This is a genomic window from Collinsella sp. AF23-4AC (genome assembly GCF_003462685.1).
GTDB lineage: Bacteria > Actinomycetota > Coriobacteriia > Coriobacteriales > Coriobacteriaceae > Collinsella.
Genome location: NZ_QRVE01000022.1, coordinates 1 through 22,065 on the forward strand (window position 1 = coordinate 1; position 22,065 = coordinate 22,065).

The window sequence follows — 22,065 nt, forward strand, 5'->3', positions numbered from 1 at the left end:
AGGTAGCCCTCCTGGTCGAAGTGCATGATCTCGATCTTCTCGGTCTCCTTCATTCCCGCTCCTTTCACGAGCAGTTTGAATTGTCGCACGGAATGAACGGGCTTGCCGCCCCGTCGCACCGCTTAACCTTGTGGACATCTTGGCCCCAAGCTCAACAATTCAAAGGTTCTTAATACCAGTGAACGATTACAGGTTAGCCGTTTTTAATACCGATTTTATGATTTCATCCTCCCCTCTCGGTAGACGGTCAGTTTTTGCCGCTCATCGGTCAAGCGACATATATCCGTAAAAACGAGCGCCCCCGCCATGCGCAGGGACGCTCTAGACGCTAATAGTTGTAGGTATATCCGCCGGCGTCGCCGCGGGTAAAAGACTTGGCATGCTCGATTGCCTGCCCACTCGAGTCATAGGTCAGGCCTTCCAGCACGAGCGCCAGATCGCCCGGCTCAAGATTGAGCAAACTCGCATCGCGTGCGCCCAGCGCCTCGATATCGAGTTTCTCTACCGACTGATCTGGCTTGCGTCCCAACATATCGTAGGTCTCGAACAGGCTGAAGACCGAAATGTCCACGTCTTCGATGCCCGGAAACAGCAGGCACGGAATCAGTGTCATCTCGATCGATACGGGCTCACCATCGATGCAGTTGAGGCGGCGCACCGAGTAAAGCAGATCGTCCTCGGCGATGCCAAACAAGTCGGCATAATACGGGCCGGCGTAGCGTTTGGAGCGCGCCAGGATGCGCACCGACGGCGTCGCGCCCGATGCCAGAACCGACTGGCGGAAGCCGCCCTTGCGTTCGTGCTCGTCAAACCACTTGTGTCCCACAAAGGCGCCTTTGCCCTGCACGCGACGAATCTGGCCACTTTTGACCAGCTCGTCCATGGCGCTTCGGATTGTCAGGCGTGTCGTGCCAAACTCCTCGGCCAGCTCGTTTTCGGACGGAATCATCGAGCCCGTCGGGTAGTCGCCGCGCTCGATTCGCTCCGCAATGCAGCGGCGAATTTGTTTGTAAACCGGCAAGTCTTCTACTGCATCAGCCATTCGACACCCACCTTCGTCGCAACGCCGTCTGCCTCGCCGTTATCGGCAAAACGATACTTGGTCGGCAGAATCACGGACTTGCAATACTCGACAAAGCCATCGGTCTCGTCGCGCTCGTGCGAAGCCTTGTAAAACACCGGCGTGCCCTCCTGAGCATTCAGCAACTTGGCCTCGTCGGCGTTCAGACGGCTGATGGAAATATGCTCCTTGCCGTGCGTCACATGGACATTCCCCTCCTTGAGCAAAACGTCGTAGAGGCTTTCCTGCTCAAAATCGTGATCGGGAAGCGAGGGGCACAAAGACAGATTGACGTAAGCCGTCTCGATCGATGCCGGGGAACCGTTGACCACACGCACGCGCCGAATGCAGAAGAGCGGCATGCCCAGGTCGATCTGGGCTTTTTGGGCAAGATCGATATCGGCATACACGACCTTGGACCAAACCAGGCGCGCGGTCGACTTTGAGCCAACCCTCTCCACCGCCTGCGTATAGTTCCATGTTTCCTGAAAGATGTTCAGCGGTTTGGGAGGACACACATAGGTGCCCGAACCGCGGCGGCTTTCCAAAGTTCCGCACGAAATAAGGCGCGTGATCGCAGCACGCAACGCCGTGCGCGACACGCCCAGCTCTTCACAGAGCACACGCTCGGCGGGCAGCCGGTCGCCACTCTGCAGGTCATAATGTTTGATATACCAAAGAATGCCCTCAAAGGCGCGGTCTTTGGGCGGAATCGCATATGGTTCACTCGACATGGGCAAGACTCCTCAACTGCTTGATGCTGCAGGAATCATTGCTCCGGACGCCTCATGGCGTCGAAGGCTTCTTTGATCTGCTCCGCAACGTTCCGATACGACCGATATAGGCCGGAGTCTCGCTTGACTTCGCCCGCGGTCACCGGAATCTCAAGCTTCGAAATCTCATCCTTGCCGGTTTGCACGACAACGATGACACCCATACCAAGGCACATATTACGCTTGGCAGCGTTGTTTTTGGTAGCCTGAGCTGGATTAATCAAAATCTGCTGAGCCAGTTCGCGTTTGCTGAGCTCCGGCACATCCTCGGGATTTCCGGTCTCGGCAATCTCGCACTGCAGCACATCCGCATAGTCAAAAATCTTCGGCTCGCCGCCGCGCTGATGCACGGCCCACTTGCGGCGCGTGGCATCCTGGTAGATAGCCGGCAAAAACGTAAACCGCGGTGGGTCCAAAATCGTATCCGTGATGGTAAACACATCGGGATCAAAGGCATCCTGCGGGTTTTTCTTCTTGAACAGCCCCATATCACCCTCCCGTACTAGCATTAAACAACTCAAGCTGAATATAGCACCAATTTCAAGCCGCCACTTTACCGTATCGGTACGCGGCGTCTATGGCTCGCCCAGCGGAAGAGTTTACGGACGAGGGCCGGGGTGCCTGCCTTGTTTTGAGAAGTTCGCGAAGCCCACTTTTCAAAACAAGGCAGGCACCCCGGCCCCGCCGGCAAATAGCGGACACTCCGCATGCAATCTATGCAAACAAACAAGTACGCTTAGCTACATTCGGTAAGCTCGAGCACGCTGCCCTTAACGATAAGCGCCGGCTCCAGGACGACCTCTTCGGCACGCCTGCCGCCCCTACCGGCAAGACGCTTGGACATGCAGCCAAAAGCATGCTCCGCAAGGACACCAGGATCCTGCTCAATCGCGGTCAGCGCCGGCTCAAAGAGAACGTCGGCCGCCGAGTTGTCATAGCTCACCACCGAGATATCGCCCGGGATGCTCTTCCCCATCTCGTGCAAGCGCTTGAGCAGACCGAGGGCGATGTTATCCGAACTTGCGAACACAGCGGTGGCATCAGTTGCGAGCACCGCCTCCGAGGCCTCATAGGCACTCGGAATGTAGTACTCGCTCTCAAACTCCAAACGTGCGTCGATAGGCAGGCCAACCTCGCGCAGCGCGCGCTCATAGCCGGCAAGTCGCTTACGCCCCGTATTGGAACGGCGCGCGTTAACCAAGCAGGCAATGCGACGGTGGCCCTGCTCGATCAGATAGCGAGTGGCCATGTAGCCACCCATCTCGTGGTCGAACATCACCTTGTCGCACTCGAGCCCCTCAATGGCACGGTCGACCATCACGGCAGGGATAGGCAGATGGCTGACTTCTTCGCGCAGGGCGCGGTCGTCGGAGAACTCGTCGCCTACGACCAGGAAGACGCCATCAACGCCGCGCGTCACCAGCTGGCGCAGCAGCTCCAGATCGTCATCGGCGCTTCCGCCCGAGCTGGTAATGAAGAGCGCATAGCCGTCCTCGCGGCAGCGCTTTTCCAGGCTACCGGCGAGCGAGGCAAAAAAGCGGCTCTCGATGTTAGGGACGATAAGGCCCAGGGTGCGCGACTCGCGCATGACCAGGCTGCGCGCGATCTGGTTGGGAACATAGTGGTTGCGCGCCGCGACCTCTTTGATGAGCTTGCGGTTTTCTTCCGAGATGCGACAGGGCCGATTATTGAGCACAAGCGAGACCGACGAGGGGGAAAGCCCCACCTCCTGGGCGATCTGCTTGAGGGTGACTTTGTTGGCCATCTCGCTCCTTCCGGGTTTACGCGCAATCTCTTGAAAGTATAGCGACTACCCCTCTACCTCGGTGATAAACACTTTACCAATCCGGTAGACGGCTGTTTTATCGCCGCCAGCGCACCAAATCCGTCCGGGTGGGGTATATTGCAATCGATTGATGACAACGACCACCAAAAGGCGGATATTCGTATGCACGAGAACGACTTTTTTAACGAGGACCTGCTGTGCGCGCTTGCTGGCGTTGCCGGCGAGGACAACGTACTGATGAGCGAGCCCATGCGCGAGCACACCACGTTTAAGATCGGCGGCCCGGCCGACGTCTTTGTCACGCCCGATACCGAGCAGGGCCTCGTCGCCACGCTCGATACCTGCTACCGCTGCGATCTGCCGCTCACCATCGTGGGCAACGGCTCCGACCTGCTCGTCGGTGACAAGGGCATCCGCGGTGTCGTCGTGGCACTGGGCGAAGGCCTCTCTAACATCACCATCGACGGCACGCATGTTACGGCAGCAGCCGGCGCCCTGCTTTCCGATGTCGCCGCGGCTGCCGCCGAGGCCGGTCTCACCGGCATGGAGCCCATCTCGGGCATCCCCGGCTCGGTCGGCGGTGCCTGCTATATGAACGCCGGTGCCTACGGCGCCTGTATGGCCGATGTTTTGGAGTCCGTGCGCGTCTATAAGCCCGCCCGCGTGCTCGACGACGGCACCCGCGGCAGCGGTAATATCATTGAGTTCGATGTCGACGAGCTTAACCTGGGCTATCGCAAGAGCCGCATCGCCGACGACGGCTTTATCGTGCTCTCTGCCACCTTTAACCTCGCCCCGGGCAACGCCGCGATGATCAAGGCCGACATGGACGACTACCGCCAACGCCGCGAGGACAAGCAACCACTCGACATGCCGAGCGCCGGCTCCACCTTCAAGCGCCCCGAGGGCTACTTTGCCGGTAAGCTCATCATGGACGCCGGCCTGCGCGGTCACGCTGTCGGCGGCGCCCAGGTAAGCGAGAAACACTGCGGCTTCATCGTCAACGCCGACCACGCCACCGCCGCCGACGTCGACGAACTCATCCGCCACATCCAAACAACCGTCAAAGACCAATTCAACGTAGACCTAGAACCCGAAGTCCACCGAGTCGGCGAATTTTTATAGCCTGCCCACCGCGATCCACTTTAATTAATAACGGGACAAGTGATCTAGCTCACTTGTCCCGTTATCATTTATTTGCGAAGAACATCGGCTAGCCGCAGGATTGAAATCATCGACCGATAAGTGGGTTCCACTTTTTCGCCCGCAAGCAGTCGTTTCGAGCCAATCTCATCTAGCCCCACAAGCTGAGAAAACAGCGGGCTGCTCATCGTGCCCTCGTCAATTGATTCCCTTATGGTCTTCAAAACGTCCGTATCATGAAGCGACGCCGAGCTATAGGGGGCAACACGAGCGGAACTCTCAATTAACGACGAAACAAAAGGATGGAGATGCTTTGGACATAGTCCATCAAACACCACATCCCCATTGTCATCCGAGCCGACTAGTCGCCAACTATAATGATCGACCCAGTCGTCTCCGTCATATATGGTGTCCATGAGCAACTTCCCGTCTAGAGAGACCTATTTGGACATCGGGGCGCAAGACCGCAATCCATATAGGACCCGCAGCAGCTCCAACCCAACGCACCGCTCGACAATTGTAAATTGCGGCTATTTTAAATCTACATGATCAGTTCGAGTTCGCAACAAGGCGATTATTGCAGCTAGGTTATATTTCATTTTTCTTTTTGGTGAACCATCGGTTCCAAATACCAAAACCGAAGTCCACGGAGTCGATAAATTCATTTAAAAAAGGCCCCGAAAGGGGCCTTCGCCATATTTATTCAGACAACCAGTCCGGTGTGTGACGCATTGGATCCGAGAGGTCCGTGGCTGCCCGGAAGGCATTAGGTTGATCGCGAGTTCCGCACGAGCCGGAGAGCGCTTAATGTGCTCTCCGTGCGAGCAGGACTGTCCGAGCAGGCAACCTAATGCCTTCCGGGCAGCCACGGACCAACTTACTTCAAACCGCCGTTACGACAGCGCGATACCGCCAAGCCAGCCCCAACGCACGCCAGAGCCAGTGCCATAGAAGCTAATAAACGAATCGAGCGACTTCGATGTAATGGCACCCTCGTTGCTCATAACGATGCCGCCGCCAACGTAGATACCCACATGACCGTAAATAAGGCCCGGAGCACCCGTGCCGCTATGCGAGGAATCGGCCACGATCATGCCCACCTGCAGCGCCGAGCGGTCGGAGCTATAGCACCAGGCGTTGAACATGTCACACGCGTTGCCGCCAAAATAGCCCACGCCGGCATTGCGGAAGACATTGGTAACCCACGCCGCGCACCAGTTCTGACCCGGCGAAGGCGTGGAGTAGCACGCGTTGACGACGGCCTGCTGCTTGCCCGATCCGGCATTCTGCTGCGGAGTTCCGGGAGCATACGATCCGCCACCCGAGCTCGAACCGCCCGAGTAGGAATTGTTCTTGTTCGCGGCGGCGGCAGCGGCGGCGGCCTTCCTGGCAGCCTCCTCGGCCTGGGCGGCAGCGAGGATCTCGGAATCGCGCTGAGCCATGAGCTCCTTGACGTCGTCGGAAAGACCGTTCAGCACGGTCTGGACTTCTTGCTGCTTGGCCTGCATATCCTGCATCTGAGCCGTCTGCTGGTCCTTGAGCTTCTCCAAGTCGGCCTTTTGTGCTTCGAGCTCGGTCTTCTGTGCGTCGAGCTCAGCCTGAATCGTCTGGATATCCTCGATGGCATCGCGGTCGCTCTTGTTAATCTTCTCAACGTAATGCGCGTTGGCGACGAGTTCCTCAAACGAGCCTGAGGCCAGCAGCAGCGACAGGATGTTCGTGCCGCCGGACTTGTAGCTGGCGGCAACGCGATCGGAAAGATCGCCGCGTTTCTTTTTGAGCTCGGCCTTCTTCTCGTCAATCTGCGCCTGCGTGTCGTCGATCTGGCCCTGTACGCCCTCGATATCGTTGAGGGTCTGGGCATTCTTGCTGGCCAGCGCCGCGTATTCATTTGCGATGCTGTCGAGCTGGGCCTGAACCTCGTCGAGCTGGGCCTGGGCGGCATTCAGTTTATCGGTGGTTTCTTTGGAAGCCTCCGCCGCATGGGCGCGAGTGGGCAAGCCAAAAAGAACTGCCGCAGAAGCGGCGCCGAACAGGGCCTTGAGGACAGTGCGGCGCGAGAGCTCCTGGGAAAGGATGGGATCGCTGTTTGGTGACATATGTACTCCGTTACATGCTTATTTATATGTCGCTCAACTCATACATATTAGCGTACATATGGCGCGTCCCAACGATTTCCACGAACGGCAGGAAACTGCAAGGTCGACGGCTCGTAAGCAAATGCCAAAGATCAGGTTATGCGTACGCAAGCTCTTGTATGAGTACGTTAACATAATCCTCTGATTTTCCCGCCGCGTACGTTTTTTGGAACAACTGTCTGCGCTATACTCCCCTGAAGAAGTGTTCCTGATTCGATAGGAGACTACATGTCCAAAGCACTCGACCCCAAAGACACCTGCGTCCTCGTTACCGGTGGCGCCGGCTTTATCGGCTCGCACACCGTCGTTCAGCTGCTAGAGGGTGGCTACCAGGTCGTCATCGTCGATGATCTCTCCAACTCCAGCGCCGTCGCCGTCGACCGCGTCAAGACCATCGTGGGCGACGAGGCCGCCAAGAACCTCACCTTCTACGAGGCCAACGTGCTCGACCGCGATGCGATAAACAAGATCTTCGATACCCATCAGATTGACCGCGTCATCCACTTTGCCGGCTTTAAGGCCGTCGGCGAGTCGGTGAGCAAGCCCGTCGAGTACTACCACAACAACATCGAGAACACCCTGGTGCTCATCGACGTCATGCGCAACCATGGCTGCAAGTCCATCATCTTCTCGAGCTCCTCGACCGTCTACGGCGACCCGGACAACCCGCCCGTCACCGAGGAGGATCCTAAGAAGCCCGCGACCAACCCCTATGGTTGGACTAAGTGGATGATCGAGCAGATCCTTATGGACGTCCACACCGCCGACCCCGAGTGGGACGTCGTGCTGCTCCGTTACTTCAACCCCATCGGCGCTCATCCGTCGGGCCTGATCGGCGAGGACCCCAAGGGCATCCCCAACAACCTGGTGCCCTATGTCGCCCAGGTCGCCGTGGGCAAGCTCGAGGCCGTTCAGGTCTTCGGCAACGACTACCCCACCCCCGACGGCACCGGCGTGCGCGACTACATCCACGTGTGCGATCTGGCCTCTGGTCACGTTGCCGCCCTTAACTGGATGAACGGCAAGACCGGCGTCGAGATCTTTAACCTGGGCACCGGCACCGGCACCTCGGTACTCGAGGTCGTCGCCGCCTTCTCCAAGGCTTGTGGCAAGGAGCTACCCTACGTGATCCGCGAGCGCCGCGCCGGCGACATCGCCGCCAACTGGTGCGATGCCTCCAAGGCCGAGCGCATGATGGGCTGGAAGGCCCAGTACGACATCGCGGACATGTGCCGCGATAGCTGGAACTGGCAGAGCCACAACCCCAACGGCTTCGCCGACGCCGAGTAGCAAAAACCTACATACCGCTCTTGCCCCGATTTCACGTTGTGAGGTCGGGGCTTTTTTCATGGCATATAGCCATTCGCCGAAAATCGACCAACTTTTTTATCTTGCCTATACATGTTTAAACAACATGTTTTACAATAGGCATATCGAATCAGAACACCGGAGGCGGACTGCACACCCATTGGCAGGCCGACCCCACAACAAGAAGGTTGGTGAGCGCATTCATGGAGCGTGCAAGCGGCGTCCTCATGCCCGTCTCATCTCTGCCCGGACCATACGGAATCGGCGGCTTTGGCTGGAATGCCTACGACTTCGTCGATTTTCTCGCCTCGTGCAAACAACATTACTGGCAGATTCTGCCCCTTACGACGACCAGCTATGGCGATTCGCCCTATCAGTCGTTCTCGGCCCGTGCGGGCAACCCCAACTTCATCGACTTTGCCGAGCTTATCGAGGCAGGGTATCTTGAGCAGCGCGATATCGATGGCGCGTATCTGGGATCCGACCCCAGCAATGTCGACTACGGTGCTATCTTTGGCGGCCGCCGTCAGATTCTCGACCGCGCCGCCGAGCGCTTTGCCGCCGATAAGCCGGCCGATTTCGATGACTTTATCCAGGCCAACGAGGACTGGCTCATCCCCTACTGTGAGTTCATGACCGTCAAAGAGGAGTGCGGTCTCAAGGCGTTTTGGGAGTGGCCCGCGGAGCTCCGCACCCGCGGCGAGTCTTCCGCCAAGGTCTGCGCCGACCATCCGGCGCGCATGCTCTACCACCAGATGACGCAGTACTTCTTCGATCGCCAGTGGAGCCGCCTCAAGGCCTATGCCAACGAGCGCGACATTCTCATCATCGGCGACCTGCCCATTTATGTCTCGCGCGACTCCGTCGAGATGTGGGCGACACCTGAGCTCTTTAAGATCGACGCCGCCGGCAATCCCGTGAGCGTCGCCGGCACGCCGCCCGACCAGTTCTCGGCCACCGGCCAGTACTGGGGCAACCCCATCTACGACTGGGACGCCATGGAGGCGTGCGGCTTCTCCTGGTGGGAGGGCCGCATTCGCGCTGCCCTCGACATGTACGACGTCATCCGCCTGGATCACTTCCGCGGCTTCGAGGCCTATTGGGAGGTGCCGTTCTCCTCGCCCGATTCGTCCCACGGTTCGTGGACGCAGGGTCCCGGCCTCAAGCTCTTCAAAGCGCTCGAGGAAAAGCTCGGCACGCTGCCCATCATCGCCGAGGACTTGGGCTTCCTCACTCCCGGTGTCATCGACATGCGCGACAACTTGGGCTTCCCTGGCATGAAGATCCTGCAGTTTGCCTTTGAGGGCACCAACTCGTACTACCTGCCGCACAACTACATTGCCAACACCGTCGCCTACGTGGGCACCCACGACAACGAAACGGCGCGTGGTTGGTTTGAGGGAACGGCCACCCCACGTCAGCGCGAGCAGGCAGCCCTGTACGCCCATCAGCAGGCCGGCGAACCCATGGCAGATGCACTCAATCGCACCATCGCCGCCAGCGTAAGCGACACGTGCATCTACACCATGCAGGACCTGCTCAACTTGGGCAATGAGGCGCGCATCAACACCCCTGCCACGCTGGGCGGCAACTGGACTTGGCGCATGCTCGATGGCGCCATCACCCGCGAGCTCGAGCACAAACTCACCGACTGGACCGAAACCTACTTCCGCATCCCGTCGGAAGCTGAAATCGAGCTTCCTCAATAGGAGCTACCGCGCCCGACCCCTCCCCACCGTGCGGACGCGCTTGCTTACCCGCGCGAGGCCACCCCAATCCCCTCGCGCGGGATTCTTATGAATTGCAGACATGTAATCAACCCATTACAGGAGGAAACATGCCCCAAATAAACCTCATGGAACTCGCCGAGCAGTCTTTTGGCACCTCGCTCGAGCAGCTCGACGACCGTCGCATTTACAAGCTGCTGGTCAAACTCGTGCAGGAGCGCTCCGCCGCCTGCCCGCTCAACAACGGCAAGAAAAAGCTCTATTACATTTCCGCCGAATTTTTGATCGGCAAGCTGCTCATCAACAACATGATCGACCTCGGCATCTACGACGAGGTTAAGGACCAGCTCACCGCCGCAGGCCACGACCTCAACAAGATCGAGGAGTTCGAGGTCGAGCCGTCGCTCGGCAACGGCGGCCTGGGCCGCCTGGCCGCGTGCTTCCTGGATTCCATCGCCACGCTGGGCTTGACCGGCGATGGCGTGGGCCTCAACTATCACTACGGCCTGTTCCGTCAGCGCTTTGTCGACAACCAGCAGAAGGCCGTCCCCGACGAGTGGCTCGGTGAGCAGGACATCCTAGTCGACGACGACCGCTCCTACACCGTCGAGTTCGGCGATTTTGCCGTTACCTCCAAGCTCGTCAACATCGACGTGCCCGGTTACGGCCAGCCCACCAAAAACCGTCTGCGCCTGTTCGACCTGGCGAGCGTCGACGACGGCCTGGTCCCCGGCAGCTCCATCGACTTCGACAAGACAGAGATCGCCAAGAACCTCACCTTGTTCCTCTACCCCGACGATTCCGACGAGCAGGGCCGCCTGCTTCGCATCTACCAGGAATACTTCATGGTGAGCAACGCCGCCCAGCTCCTGATCGACGAGGCCATCGAGCGCGGCAGCAACCTGCACGATCTGGCCGACTACGCCGTGGTCCAAATTAACGACACGCACCCCACCATGGTCATCCCCGAGCTCATTCGCTTGCTCACCACCGAGCATGGCATCGAGTTTGACGAGGCCGTGACCATCGTACGCTCCATGGTCGCCTACACTAACCACACGATTCTTGCCGAGGCGCTCGAGAAGTGGCCGCTCGTCAGCCTGCAGAAGGTCTCCCCTGCCATCGCCGACATTATCGTCAAGCTCGATGAGATCGCGAAAGCCGAGCACGATGACCCGCGCGTCGCCATCATTGACGAGCACGACACCGTCCACATGGCCCACATGGACATCCACTTTGGCTTCTCCATCAACGGTGTAGCCGCCCTCCACACCAAGATTCTGGAGGACACCGAGCTTCATCCGTTCTACGAGATCTATCCCGAGAAGTTCTCCAACAAGACCAACGGCATCACCTTTCGCCGCTGGATCCATGGGGCCAACCCCGCGCTCGCCAGCCTGCTCGACGATGTGATCGGCAGCGATTGGCGCAGCACCGGCGATCTGAGCAAACTCGCCAAGTTCGCCGACGACAAGAATGTTCTTGAGCGCCTGGCCGCCACCAAGACCGAGGCCAAGGCCATCATGCGCCAGTTCATGGCGCTCGAGCAAGGCGTGACCATTCCCTCCAACGCCATCATCGATGTTCAGGTCAAGCGTATCCACGAGTACAAGCGCCAGCAGATGCTCGCGCTCTACATAATCTGGAAGTATCTCGACATCAAGAACGGCAATAAGCCTAAGCACCCCGTCACCATCATCTTTGGCGGCAAGGCGGCCCCTGCCTACACTATCGCGCAGGACATCATCCATCTGATCCTGACGCTGTCGCAGTGGATTGCAAACGACCCCGACGTGGCTCCCTACCTGCAGGTTGTCATGATCGAGAACTACAACGTCACCGCCGCCGAGCGCGTGATCCCCGCCGCCGACATCTCCGAGCAGATCAGCCTGGCCTCCAAGGAGGCGAGCGGCACCTCCAACATGAAGTTCATGCTCAACGGCGCCCTAACCCTGTGCACGCTCGACGGCGCCAACGTGGAGATTGCCGAGCTCGTGGGCGACGAGAACATCTATACCTTTGGTGCCTCGTCCAAACAGGTCGAGCAGCTCTACGCCGACGGCAGCTATAACGCCAGCGCACTCTACCGCAAGCCCGGTATCAAGCTGCTGGTGGACTTTATCACCAACCCCGCCTTTATGGCGACCGGCAACGCCGAGCGCCTGCAGCGCCTGCACGACGACATTAAGGGCAAGGACTGGTTTATGGCCCTGCTCGACATTGAGGAGTACATCCAGACCAAGGAGCGCGTACTGGCCGACTACGAGGACCAGGACGCCTGGATGCGCAAGGCGCTCATCAATATCGCCAACGCTGGCACCTTCTCGTCCGACCGCACCATCTCCCAGTACAACGACGAGATCTGGCACCTGAACTAATTTCGCTTCCCTTACCCATCCTCTTGAAAACGGAGCCACGGCAACGCGGCTCCGTTTTTTGTGCCCGCACGTTACCCTGTGATCCGACTCGGCCAAACAATCTCGATCCATAACAACTACTCAACCAAAACGGTCCCAGCTGTTACAGATTGAGACATACCGGCCCCTCCCCTTGGGTTTATCTCAATCTGTAACATCTAGCAGGTGAAATTCGCCTTTGGTGTTACAGATTTAGATGAAATGGTTAGCTCAGCGGAACTGTCTCGATCTGTAACATCTAACGTCCGAAATCGGCCCTATCCGTTACAGATCGAGACAAACGACCGGTCAGACAGTCCCAACACAAAGAAAGGCTCCCCTCTCGCCCAGTGGACGGGAGGGGAGCCTTATATGTGACCGCGGCAAAAGGATGGCAATACCGCAGTCGCCCAAAGGAAGGGCCTGGTTGCACCGGGCCTAGATAAGGTTCTTGCCAGAGACCTTATCGAAGAGGTGGGTCGCGTTCTTCTCAAACTTGAACCAGATGGGGTCGCCCGCCTTGAGCGCGCCCTTGGCCTCGAGGTCGACGACGGGAATGATCAGGACAAACTGGCCGTCGGGAGCAGTCACGTGGACATGCTCGGTCGAGCCCATGAGCTCGGTCACCTCGACGGTGCCCTGGAGCGCACCCTCCTCGCCCTTGTCGGCAAGCAGAATCTGCTCGGGACGCACGCCGGCCGTAATCTCCTTCACGTCGCCGCCGTCCCAGTTGAGGGCAAGCTGAGCGCAGGTCTCGGGGGCGAGCGCCACGTTCATATCCTCGGTCTTGACGGTAAAGCCGTTGCCCGAGCGCACCAGCTGGGCATCGAAGAAGTTCATCTGCGGCACGCCGATGAAGCCGGCGACGAAGATGTTCGCGGGATGGTTGAAGACCTCCTGCGGGGTGGCGATCTGCTGGACGACGCCGTCCTTCATGACCACGATGCGATCGCCGAGGGTCATAGCCTCGGTCTGGTCGTGGGTAACGTAGATGAAGGTGCCCTTGATCTCGTGACGCAGCTTAATGAGCTCGGCGCGCATCTGGTTACGCAGCTTGGCATCCAGGTTGGACAAGGGCTCGTCCATCAGGAAGACCTTGGGGTCACGCACGATGGCGCGGCCGATGGCGACACGCTGGCGCTGGCCACCCGAAAGCGCCTTAGGCTTACGGTCGAGATACTCGGTAATGCCCAGGATCTCGGCAGCAGAGCGAACCTTGCGGTCGATCTCGTCCTTGGGGACCTTCTTGAGCTCGAGCGTAAATGCCATGTTCTCGTACACCGTCATATTGGGGTACAGAGCGTAGCTCTGGAACACCATGGCGATGTCGCGGTCCTTGGGCGCCACGTCGTTGACGCGCTTGCCGTCGATGAGCACGTCGCCGGAGGTGATGTCCTCTAGGCCGGCGACCATGCGCATCGTCGTGGACTTACCGCAGCCAGAGGGGCCAACGAGGACGATGAACTCCTGGTCGTGAACGGTGAGGTTGAAGTCCTCTACAGCGAGCACACCGTCCTCGGTAACCTTGAGGTTGTGCTTCTTCTCCTCGGTCTTCTTCTTTTTGCCAAAGAAGCCCTTCTTTTTTGACTCGTTGTTGGGATACACCTTCTGAACATGTTTGAGAACGATCTCGGCCATGTCTCTACCTTTCGATACGCGGCGCCGCGCTGAGGGGCGCCGCCAAAACTTGCAAAACAGTTACGGCATCAGCCCTTGACGGCACCTGCCACCACACCGTCGATGATGTACTTCTGGCAGAAGATGTACATGATGACGATGGGGACAACGACCATCATGATGCAGGCCATCATGGGGCCGAGCTCGACGTGGCCATAGCCGCCGCGGAAGTACTGGATCAAAATAGGAATGGTCTTGTACTTGGTGGAGTCGAGCGTAAGGTAGGGCAGCAGGTAGTCGTTCCAGACCCACATGGTCTCGAGGATGCCGACCGAAAGATAGGTGGGCTTCATGATGGGGAGAACGATCTTAAAGAACACCTGAACCGGGTTGCAGCCGTCAATCATGGCCGCCTCCTCGATCTCGAGCGGGATGTTCTTTACAAAGCCGGCGAACATAAAGACCGCCAGGCCCGCGCCAAAGCCCAGATAGATAAAGCAGATGTTGAACGGCGTATTAAAGCCGATGCGGTCCGCCAAATTGGACAGCGTGAACATCAGCATCTGGAACGGTACGACCATCGAGAACACGAACAGGTAATAGAAGAAGTTCGAGATCTTGTTGTTGACACGAACCACGTACCAAGCGCACATGGAGCAGCACACCAGAATCAGCACGACCGACGTGACTGTGATGATGAGCGAGTACATAAACGCCGAGGCAAAGCCCTGCTCGTTAAGAGCATGCACGTAGTTTGCGAGGCCGTTGAACGTCTCGGGCGTGAGCAGATCGAACGCCGTGGTGGTGCTGATTGCGGTCCCCTTCTTAAAGGAATTGAGCGCAATCATGAACACAGGGTAGATCCACGCGAGCGACAGAATCGTAAAGAAGATCGAGAGCGCGCGGTTAATAGCCTTATCGCGTTTCATTACTGCTGCACCTCCTTGGACCTCGTGGCCTTAAGCTGGATCATAGAAATAGCGACAACCAGGATGCAGAAGATAACTGCCTTGGCCTGACCGATGCCCTGCCATGCGATGCCAGCACGCGAATAGAACGTGTTGTAGATGTTCAGGGCGAGCATCTCGGTGGAGTGCGCCGGGGCACCACCGGTAAGGGCGAGGTTCTGGTCGAACAGCTTAAAGCCGTTGGTGATGGACAGGAACAGGCAGATGGTGATGGTCGGCATCAGGTTGGGGATCTTAACCTTCCAAAACGTCTGCCATGCCGTAGCGCCGTCGACCTTGGCGGCCTCGATGTAATCAGACGGAATGGACTGCAGACCGGCGATGTAGATGATCATCATGTAGCCGACCTGTTGCCACAGGGTCAGGATGATAAGGCCCCAGAAGCCAGCGGCGGAGTTGAGGGCGATAAGCTGGGCACCCACGTTGGAGAGCAGGCAGTTGATCAGAATCTGCCAAATGTAACCCAGTACAATGCCGCCAATCAGGTTAGGCATAAAGAAAATCGTACGGAAGATGTTGGTGCCCTTGAGCGCCTTGCGAGTGAGCGCCTGCGCAATGGCCAGCGCGATCACGTTGATGAGCACTGTCGACAGGAAGGCAAACGCCACGGTAAAGAAGAACGACGTGGAGAACTGCGGGTCGGTCAGTGCGCGCACGTAGTTCTCGATACCGACAAAGTGCGCGTTATTGATGGTAATAAACTGGCAGAACGAGAGATAGAAACCCTGGATAAAGGGAATCACGAACCCGATCATAAACGCCAGGCACGTGGGCAGCATAAAGAGCGGCCACCAGCGCTTGAGTGCTTTGCCCATAGAAGGGTCCTTTCAATATGCAGGGGGCGGGCAAACCTACGTCTGCCCGCCCCCTGTCGCTAATCAGATAGCTTGGGCAGCAACTGCTTACTCGGAAGCAGCCTTCTCGGTCTTCCAGCCATCGACGAAGGCGTTCTTGACGCCGTCCCACTTGGTGTTGTCGGCAGCATAAGCGATGAGAGCCTGCTTGAGGTTCTTCTTCCACTCCTCGGAGGGGATGTAAACGAAGTCCCAAGCGACGGTCTTCTTGCCGTCCTTGGCCATAGCAACGGCCTGCTGAGAGAAGACGTTGGTGGTCTCCTTAGCGCTCTTGAACGGGGCGGTCAGGCCCATCTTGTCAGCGATGATGCTGGTGGCGGTGTCAGAAGTGACGCACCAATACATGAAGTCCTCGGTGGCCTTCTGGGCGTCCTCGGAAGCCTGGGAGCTGACGCACCAGTAGTTCTCGCCGCCGGAGCACAGGCCCTGGTTCTCCTCGCCGTCGACGCCGATGTAGATCGGCAGCATGCCGAGCTGGTCGTCGGTCATACCGGCCTTGGTGAGGTCGGCGTAGGCCCAAGAGCCGTTCTGGTAGAAGACGGCCTTGCCGGTTGCGAACTCGTTGGTGGCGTCGTCACCGGTCTTGGAGGCGAGCTGCGAAGGATCGCAGGTGGAGTCGGTGATATACAGGTCGAAGATCTGCTTAAAGTTGTCGAGATACTCGCCCTTGATCTCGTCGTCCTCCTGGTTGTGCTCCTTCTCGAACTCGTAGTAGAGCGGGAGGTTGGCGAGGTGGGTGGTGTAGCGCCAGCTGGAGGAGTCATCCATGCCGGCGGAAGTGAAGGCACCGTCAACGCCGAGCTCGTCCTTGCGGGCCTGGATGTCATCGGCGCAAGCCTTCAGCTTGTCGAAGGAGTTGATGTCCTCGGCCTTGTAGCCGGCCTTCTCGAGGAGCTCCTTGTTGTAGATGATGCCGTAGCTCTCCTGAACCCAGTCGATACCCAGATCCTTGCCGTCGGACTGCAGCGCCAGGGAGTCGTCGATGAGCTCGCCGCGGAGCTTGGTGTCGGAAAGATCGGCGCAGTAGTCCTTCCAGTTCTTAAGGCCGGTGGGGCCGTTGACCTGGAACAGCGTCGGAGCGGAGCTCTTGGACATCTCGGACTTGAGCTTCTCCTCGTAGGTGTTGGAGGCGGCGGTCACGATCTTGACCTCGACGCCCTTCTCCTTCTTGTACGCCTTGGCGATCTCCTTCCACTCCTTGTCGACCTCGGGCTTGAACTGGAGGAAGTAGACCTCGGCAGCGTCACCAGAAGCAGAGGAGCCAGAGCCGGCAGAACCACCGCAGCCCACGAGGCCCAGACCAAGAACCGCAGCCGCGGAACCAGCAAAGCCCAGGAACTGCCTTCTGCTCATTTCGTTCTTCATTACAATCCACCCTTTCACACCGTGGCGGCACCCTTTGCCGCCGCCTTCGGAGATTGGCTCGGGGACTTTGCCCCTTTTGCTGACTTGTACAATACGCTATTTGGCTAGTTGTTTGAACAAGTATTACTAGAGCGGTAGAAAAACTTCGGTGAACGGTAATTTCAACTTGATACTTGACAAGTTTTGTATAAACAATTATTTATTATCGAATGCAGAGAAAACGCCCGATCAAGCCGATGCATCGTCGGTTTGACCGGGCGTTTTCGCTTTGAGGGCATGAGTCTCGTCAGGCTGCGAGCTAGCCGGCTATCGCTTGGAGTTGACGCGGTAGTGGAAGATCTCGGGATGCGTGCGGGCATGCGTGACCTCGAACAAGATGCCGTCCGAAGTGTACGACTGGCTCTCCATGACGGCGACACAGTTGTACTTGCCAAGGTCCAAGTAGCTGCAGTCCTCATCGTTGGCGAGTTCGACACTCACCGTACGGCGGCTCGCCATCACTTTGATGCCGCGCTTGTGCTCCAGATAGCCGTAGATAGAATCCGCCGCGATCTCGGGGGTCAGGCCCTTGGCGATCGACGCCAAAAAGTAGCCGTGGTCCACTTGGCGCGCGCTGCCGTTGAGGCTTCGGACACGCACGACGCGAATCAGCTCCTCGCCCACCTTAAAGCCCAGGCGACGAGAGAGTTGCTCAGTGCAAATCAAATGTTCAAAAGACTTGACCTCGGTCGATGCGACGGCATTGTTGCGTTTTGCGAACTCGCCAAACGACTCAACCTCTTCGAGTGCGCCCAGCATATCGGTTTCGCCCTTAAGCCAAATAACGCGCACGCCCTTGCCGTGTATAGGCTGCACAAACATCTGGTCGGCCAGCATGCTCAAGGCGCGTCGAACGGTATTGCGCGTGCAGCCAAACTCCGCGGTCAGCTCGGCTTCGGTTGGCAGCATCTCCTGAAACGCATAGGTCCCGTTGATGATGCGCGAACGGATCTCGCGGTAGATTCCTTCGTAAATCGCTTTTGGCATGACTTCACCTCTAATGAATATGTATGGCTAGGCACGATAGCATTTCTTAAAGTTGTTTAAACCGATTATCGGTAAAGTACGGATTATTTACCGTCGACGGTTCCCCCGAAACCCAAATCGGACCGAATCAAAACCGTCAATGCGGCAAGCAGCCAGTCCTCTACAATGAGTTCATTGTTTAAACGTTCTTGCTCGCACAGCATGTTGCATCCGGAAGGCATATTATGCTGCAGAAAATCCAACGTTTTGGCGGAGCCATGTTCGCGCCCGCCATGCTGTTTTCTATATCAGGCCTCATGGTCGGCATCTCCGCCCTCGCCACGACCGTAGACATCGTCGGTGACCTCGCCGTATACGGAACCCCTTGGTACGTTTTCTGGACCATCATCCAGCGCGGCTCGTGGACGGTCTTTAAACGTCTCCCGCTCCTTTTTGCCGTAGCGCTGCCTATCGGTCTTGCCCAAAAGCAACCGGCGCGCTGCTGCCTCGAGGCACTCGTGGCCTATTTTGCCTACTGTTTCTTTTTGAGCGAGATCATTAAGCTGAGCGGAGACAACCTTGGGCTTAAGTACCCATCATCTTTGACCCCCGCCAGCGGTATCACCGTCATCGACGGCATCAAGACGCTCGACACCGGCATTATCGGCCCGCTGGCGGTGTCGGCAACCGTCGTTGCCATCCATGACCGCTTCTACGATGCCAAGGTTCCCGATTGGCTCGGCACGTTCTCGGGTTCCTCGCTCGTCTACCTCATCAGCTTTTTTGCCGTGTTTGCCCTTGCCGCCATCTCGGCCGCCATCGTGCCCTTCGCATACGCTGTGACCGAAACGCTGCGCCACGCACTTGCGGGCGTCGGCCCCTTCGGCGTGGGCATCTTTGTGTTTTTGGAGCGAGCGCTCGAGCCCATGGGGCTGCACCATCTGCTCTATATGCCCATCTATTACGACAATCTGGTCATTCACGACGGTATTTACGCCACGTGGACCAACCTGCTCCCCATTCTCTCCCATAGCACGCGCCCTTTAAATGAACTTGCGCCCTGGGCAGGTTTTACCGCCACCGGCTGGGGCAAGCTCTTTGGCCTTCCCGCCATCGCGGCAGCATTCTATTTCACCGCCAAACCCGAACGCCGCGCCGGCCTTAAGGTCATCCTTTTGCCCGCCATCGTCGCCTCGGTGGTCTGCGGCGTCACCGAGCCGCTCGAGTTTCTCTTTATGTTCACCTATCCCGGACTCTTTTTGCTCTACGCCGTCCTGTCCTCCTGCCTTGCCATGACCATGAACTTCTTTGGCATCGTCGGCATCTTCTCGGGCGGTCTCATGGAAATGACGGCCTTCAACTTCATCCCACTCATGCGAATGCATGCCGGCTCCTACCTTTTGGCGCTCGGTATCGGTCTTGCCTTTAGCCTCATCTTTTTTGTTAGTTTTCGAGCACTCATCTTGGTCTATGACCTTAAGACGCCGGGCCGCGAGGATCATGTCTCCAATCGCGCGGCAATCGATCGTTTAACGGGAAGCGGCTTTGCCAAAGAGCAATCTCCCAATGGCGAGGTCAGTATTCAATCCGATCAAGATCACGTCCTCGCTGAGCGGGTAATTCAGCTTTTAGGTGGCGTTGGCAATATCGTGGGCGCAACCAACTGCGCCACGCGCCTGCGCGTCGAGGTCGCAGACCCTTCCATCGTTGCAGATAATGCGTCGTTTGTCGCGGTGGGCGCCAAGGGCCTCATCATTACGGGCAAGACCGCCCAGGTGATTATTGGCATCTCCGTTCCCCGCGTTAAAGAGCATTTTGACCAGATCATGGGCCTCGAGCCGGGATTTGTGTCCACCACCTCGGCCTCCCCTGCCGCCAGCGCAGCCCATAAGCGCGGCGATATCTGCTTCTTCGATATCGACGGAACACTCGCCTGGCAAGACCCTCGAGTGGCACAAGAGCTTCCCGAGAGCGAGCGAGACCTCTCCCCCTATCCCAATGAAGCGGTCTCGCAAGCCATCCGTGATTTTGTCGCCAAGGGCAATATGGCGTTTATCTGCACAGGGCGCACGCTGAGCTGCATCCATCCAAAGCTGCTCGAGCTGCCCTGGACCGGCATCGTCTGCCTCGCGGGTGGCTATGTCGAACTTGAGGGACACGTGATTCGCGATTTGGCGATGACGCCCGGCATGCTGCAGCGCCTTGCTCCCATTCTTGAGCAATCGGACGAAGTGATTCGTTTTGAGGGACTCAATGGCGTCGTTCGCATGAGTGCCGATGCGCCCGACGCCCCCGGATATGCCCGCACCGTGGGCGATGCAATTACGCAGCTGCAACATTACAGCGCCTACAAGATCTTAATGTCCACGTCGCTTGCCAACCGCATCGCTCAGGATCAAACGTTTGAGCCGCTGCTCTGCTTTAACGAGCTCGAGCTCGAAGTGACCGAGATTTCGCCTCGCGAATGTACCAAGCGCGAGGGTATCCAGTCCGTACTCGACGCTCTCGACCCCAACCATGGAACGGTGTATGGCATCGGTGATGCCAGCAATGACATCTCGCTGATGAACGCCGTCGACGTTGGCATCGCCATGGGCAACGCACCGGACTTCCTCAAGGAAAAGGCCGACTATGTCACCGACAGCATCGACCACGACGGCGTCGTCACCGCGCTCGAACACTTTGGGCTTATCTAGCCAAGCCCCTACCGCACTTGCGGCCGCATGGACCAATCGTCTTCAACCGCCGCGCTCGACGCCCTAATGTGGCAATATGTTGTCTGCATAATGCAACGATGCAACCTATCAAAGAATGCGAGAACCCGTGTCCAGTCCGTTTACCAGCTTTTTAGCCCAGCACTTTGACCAGATTAACGACTATCTGGCCACGTTCTTTGACGGACAGGCGACTTCCGCCGATATCGAGCGCTACCTGTATACCCCGCTCTCGGCATTTACGGCAAACGCTGGCAAGCGCCACCGCCCGCTCATCTGCATGCTCGCCGCCACTGCGGTAGGCGGCAGCTTTGAGAGCGCCCGCAGCGCAGCGGCGGCCATCGAGCACTTTCAGTCGGGCGCACTCATCCACGACGACATCGCCGACAACGGGCAGATTCGTCGCGGCAAGCCCTGCATGCACCTTACCGAGGGCACCGGTCTTGCCATCAACTGCGGTGACCTGGCGCTCACCATGGTCACCAAGACGGTTCTCGACGACCCCACACTCAACGCAGACGTGAAGCTTCACGTGCTCCACGAGCTTACCGAGATGATCGTCCGTACCATCGAGGGCCAAGCGCTCGACCTGGGCTGGGTCCGCGACGAGCGCTTTGACATTTCGGTCGACGATTATCTGGACATGGCGACGCACAAGACCGCGTACTACAGCGGAGCGACGCCGCTTGCCGCCGGAGCCATTATCGGCGGCGGCAGCGAAGAGCAGATTGAGGCACTGCGCGCCTTTGGGCTGCACACGGGCCTTGCCTTCCAGATTCAAGACGACCTGCTCAACTTGATCGGCACCAAGGAGGCCGCCAACAAGGACTTCCGCACCGATATCACCGAGGGCAAGCGCACCCTCGTTGCCGTGCATGCCCTGTCAGACGAGCGCTATCACGACGAGATCGAGGCAATCCTTTCCTCGGGCACCGAGGACCCCGCGCAGCTCGCACGCGCCGTGGAGATCTTCCAGGAGACCGGCTCCATCGATTACGCCCACACCTATGCGCTCGACCTGACCGCTAAGGCCAAGGCCGCTATCGAAGGCGTCGAGCTCGACCCGCATGCGCGCGAGCTCTTCCTCTCAATGGCAGATTTCTTTGTGGAGCGTCTTAACTAGCGGGGGTCATAAAACCTGTGGGCAGCGAGTTTGGGTACAAGTTGCTACACTATTGAGTGCATGTTTATAAATTGTCTCGCGTTGTCTA

17 protein-coding genes are annotated in these 22,065 nt (G+C 58.1%); 6 read left to right on the top strand and 11 right to left on the bottom strand.

Going from position 1 to position 22,065, the window contains the following annotated elements:
* Positions 1 to 328 precede the first annotated feature (328 nt).
* The 4 genes from DWY05_RS08985 to DWY05_RS09000 form a co-directional block, all read right to left on the bottom strand.
* The gene (locus DWY05_RS08985; protein ID WP_006235877.1) at positions 329 to 1,042 is read right to left on the bottom strand and encodes a GntR family transcriptional regulator; all 714 of its coding nucleotides are present in this window, start codon (positions 1,040 to 1,042) and stop codon (positions 329 to 331) included.
* A complete protein-coding gene (locus DWY05_RS08990; protein WP_117770537.1) occupies positions 1,027 to 1,794 on the bottom strand; it encodes a GntR family transcriptional regulator in 768 nt (255 codons plus the stop codon). The genes DWY05_RS08985 and DWY05_RS08990 overlap by 16 nt, the downstream gene beginning before the upstream one ends.
* A gap of 35 nt (positions 1,795 to 1,829) precedes the next feature.
* A complete protein-coding gene (locus DWY05_RS08995) occupies positions 1,830 to 2,321 on the bottom strand; it encodes a hypothetical protein (protein ID WP_117770536.1) in 492 nt (163 codons plus the stop codon).
* A 248-nt stretch (positions 2,322 to 2,569) separates the two neighbouring features.
* Positions 2,570 to 3,598: a LacI family DNA-binding transcriptional regulator gene (locus tag DWY05_RS09000; RefSeq protein WP_006235873.1), complete on the bottom strand. Its 1,029-nt coding sequence runs from the start codon at positions 3,596 to 3,598 to the stop codon at positions 2,570 to 2,572.
* A gap of 183 nt (positions 3,599 to 3,781) precedes the next feature.
* On the opposite strand from DWY05_RS09000, the gene murB reads away from it, so the two are divergent.
* Positions 3,782 to 4,744, top strand: a complete 963-nt coding sequence (murB, locus tag DWY05_RS09005) for a UDP-N-acetylmuramate dehydrogenase (RefSeq protein ID WP_117821405.1) — start codon at positions 3,782 to 3,784, stop codon at positions 4,742 to 4,744.
* A gap of 68 nt (positions 4,745 to 4,812) precedes the next feature.
* On the opposite strand, the gene DWY05_RS09010 is transcribed toward murB, so the two are convergent.
* Together DWY05_RS09010 and DWY05_RS09015 are read right to left on the bottom strand one after the other, a co-directional pair.
* Positions 4,813 to 5,178 carry a hypothetical protein gene (locus DWY05_RS09010; RefSeq protein WP_117837248.1) on the bottom strand — a complete coding sequence of 122 codons (366 nt, stop codon included), beginning with the start codon at positions 5,176 to 5,178 and terminating at the stop codon, positions 4,813 to 4,815.
* A gap of 477 nt (positions 5,179 to 5,655) precedes the next feature.
* A complete protein-coding gene (locus tag DWY05_RS09015) occupies positions 5,656 to 6,861 on the bottom strand; it encodes a hypothetical protein (protein WP_117821406.1) in 1,206 nt (401 codons plus the stop codon).
* Between the two features lie 267 nt (positions 6,862 to 7,128).
* Here DWY05_RS09015 and galE point away from each other — a divergent pair, with 267 nt between their 5' ends.
* The 3 genes from galE (at position 7,129) to glgP (ending at position 12,313) form a co-directional block, all read left to right on the top strand.
* Entirely contained in the window at positions 7,129 to 8,190 is a 1,062-nt protein-coding gene (galE, locus tag DWY05_RS09020) for a UDP-glucose 4-epimerase GalE (RefSeq protein WP_117735683.1), read from the top strand.
* A 209-nt stretch (positions 8,191 to 8,399) separates the two neighbouring features.
* Positions 8,400 to 9,917, top strand: coding sequence for a 4-alpha-glucanotransferase (gene malQ, locus DWY05_RS09025; protein ID WP_233504068.1), 1,518 nt, complete (start codon positions 8,400 to 8,402; stop codon positions 9,915 to 9,917).
* 128 nt (positions 9,918 to 10,045) lie between these two features.
* Positions 10,046 to 12,313: a glycogen/starch/alpha-glucan family phosphorylase gene (gene glgP / locus DWY05_RS09030; protein ID WP_117821408.1), complete on the top strand. Its 2,268-nt coding sequence runs from the start codon at positions 10,046 to 10,048 to the stop codon at positions 12,311 to 12,313.
* Positions 12,314 to 12,769: 456 nt separating this feature from the next.
* Here glgP and DWY05_RS09035 read toward each other — a convergent pair whose 3' ends face one another.
* The 5 genes from DWY05_RS09035 to DWY05_RS09055 form a co-directional block, all read right to left on the bottom strand.
* The gene (locus DWY05_RS09035; protein WP_117640835.1) at positions 12,770 to 13,969 is read right to left on the bottom strand and encodes an ABC transporter ATP-binding protein; all 1,200 of its coding nucleotides are present in this window, start codon (positions 13,967 to 13,969) and stop codon (positions 12,770 to 12,772) included.
* Positions 13,970 to 14,037: 68 nt separating this feature from the next.
* On the bottom strand, positions 14,038 to 14,877 hold the full coding sequence (locus tag DWY05_RS09040; protein WP_089573621.1) for a carbohydrate ABC transporter permease: 840 nt from the start codon (positions 14,875 to 14,877) through the stop codon (positions 14,038 to 14,040).
* The gene (locus DWY05_RS09045) at positions 14,877 to 15,731 is read right to left on the bottom strand and encodes a carbohydrate ABC transporter permease (RefSeq protein ID WP_099432301.1); all 855 of its coding nucleotides are present in this window, start codon (positions 15,729 to 15,731) and stop codon (positions 14,877 to 14,879) included. The genes DWY05_RS09040 and DWY05_RS09045 overlap by 1 nt, the downstream gene beginning before the upstream one ends.
* Positions 15,732 to 15,818: 87 nt before the next feature.
* Positions 15,819 to 17,135: an ABC transporter substrate-binding protein gene (locus tag DWY05_RS09050; protein ID WP_055252173.1), complete on the bottom strand. Its 1,317-nt coding sequence runs from the start codon at positions 17,133 to 17,135 to the stop codon at positions 15,819 to 15,821.
* A gap of 306 nt (positions 17,136 to 17,441) precedes the next feature.
* Complete coding sequence (locus tag DWY05_RS09055; RefSeq protein ID WP_117638177.1) at positions 17,442 to 18,161, bottom strand: GntR family transcriptional regulator; 720 nt, start codon at positions 18,159 to 18,161, stop codon at positions 17,442 to 17,444.
* A 224-nt stretch (positions 18,162 to 18,385) separates the two neighbouring features.
* On the opposite strand from DWY05_RS09055, the gene DWY05_RS09060 reads away from it, so the two are divergent.
* Together DWY05_RS09060 and DWY05_RS09065 are read left to right on the top strand one after the other, a co-directional pair.
* On the top strand, positions 18,386 to 20,836 hold the full coding sequence (locus tag DWY05_RS09060; RefSeq protein WP_117821409.1) for a PTS transporter subunit EIIC: 2,451 nt from the start codon (positions 18,386 to 18,388) through the stop codon (positions 20,834 to 20,836).
* 127 nt (positions 20,837 to 20,963) lie between these two features.
* Positions 20,964 to 21,977, top strand: coding sequence for a polyprenyl synthetase family protein (locus tag DWY05_RS09065; RefSeq protein ID WP_117638175.1), 1,014 nt, complete (start codon positions 20,964 to 20,966; stop codon positions 21,975 to 21,977).
* Positions 21,978 to 22,065 lie beyond the last annotated feature (88 nt).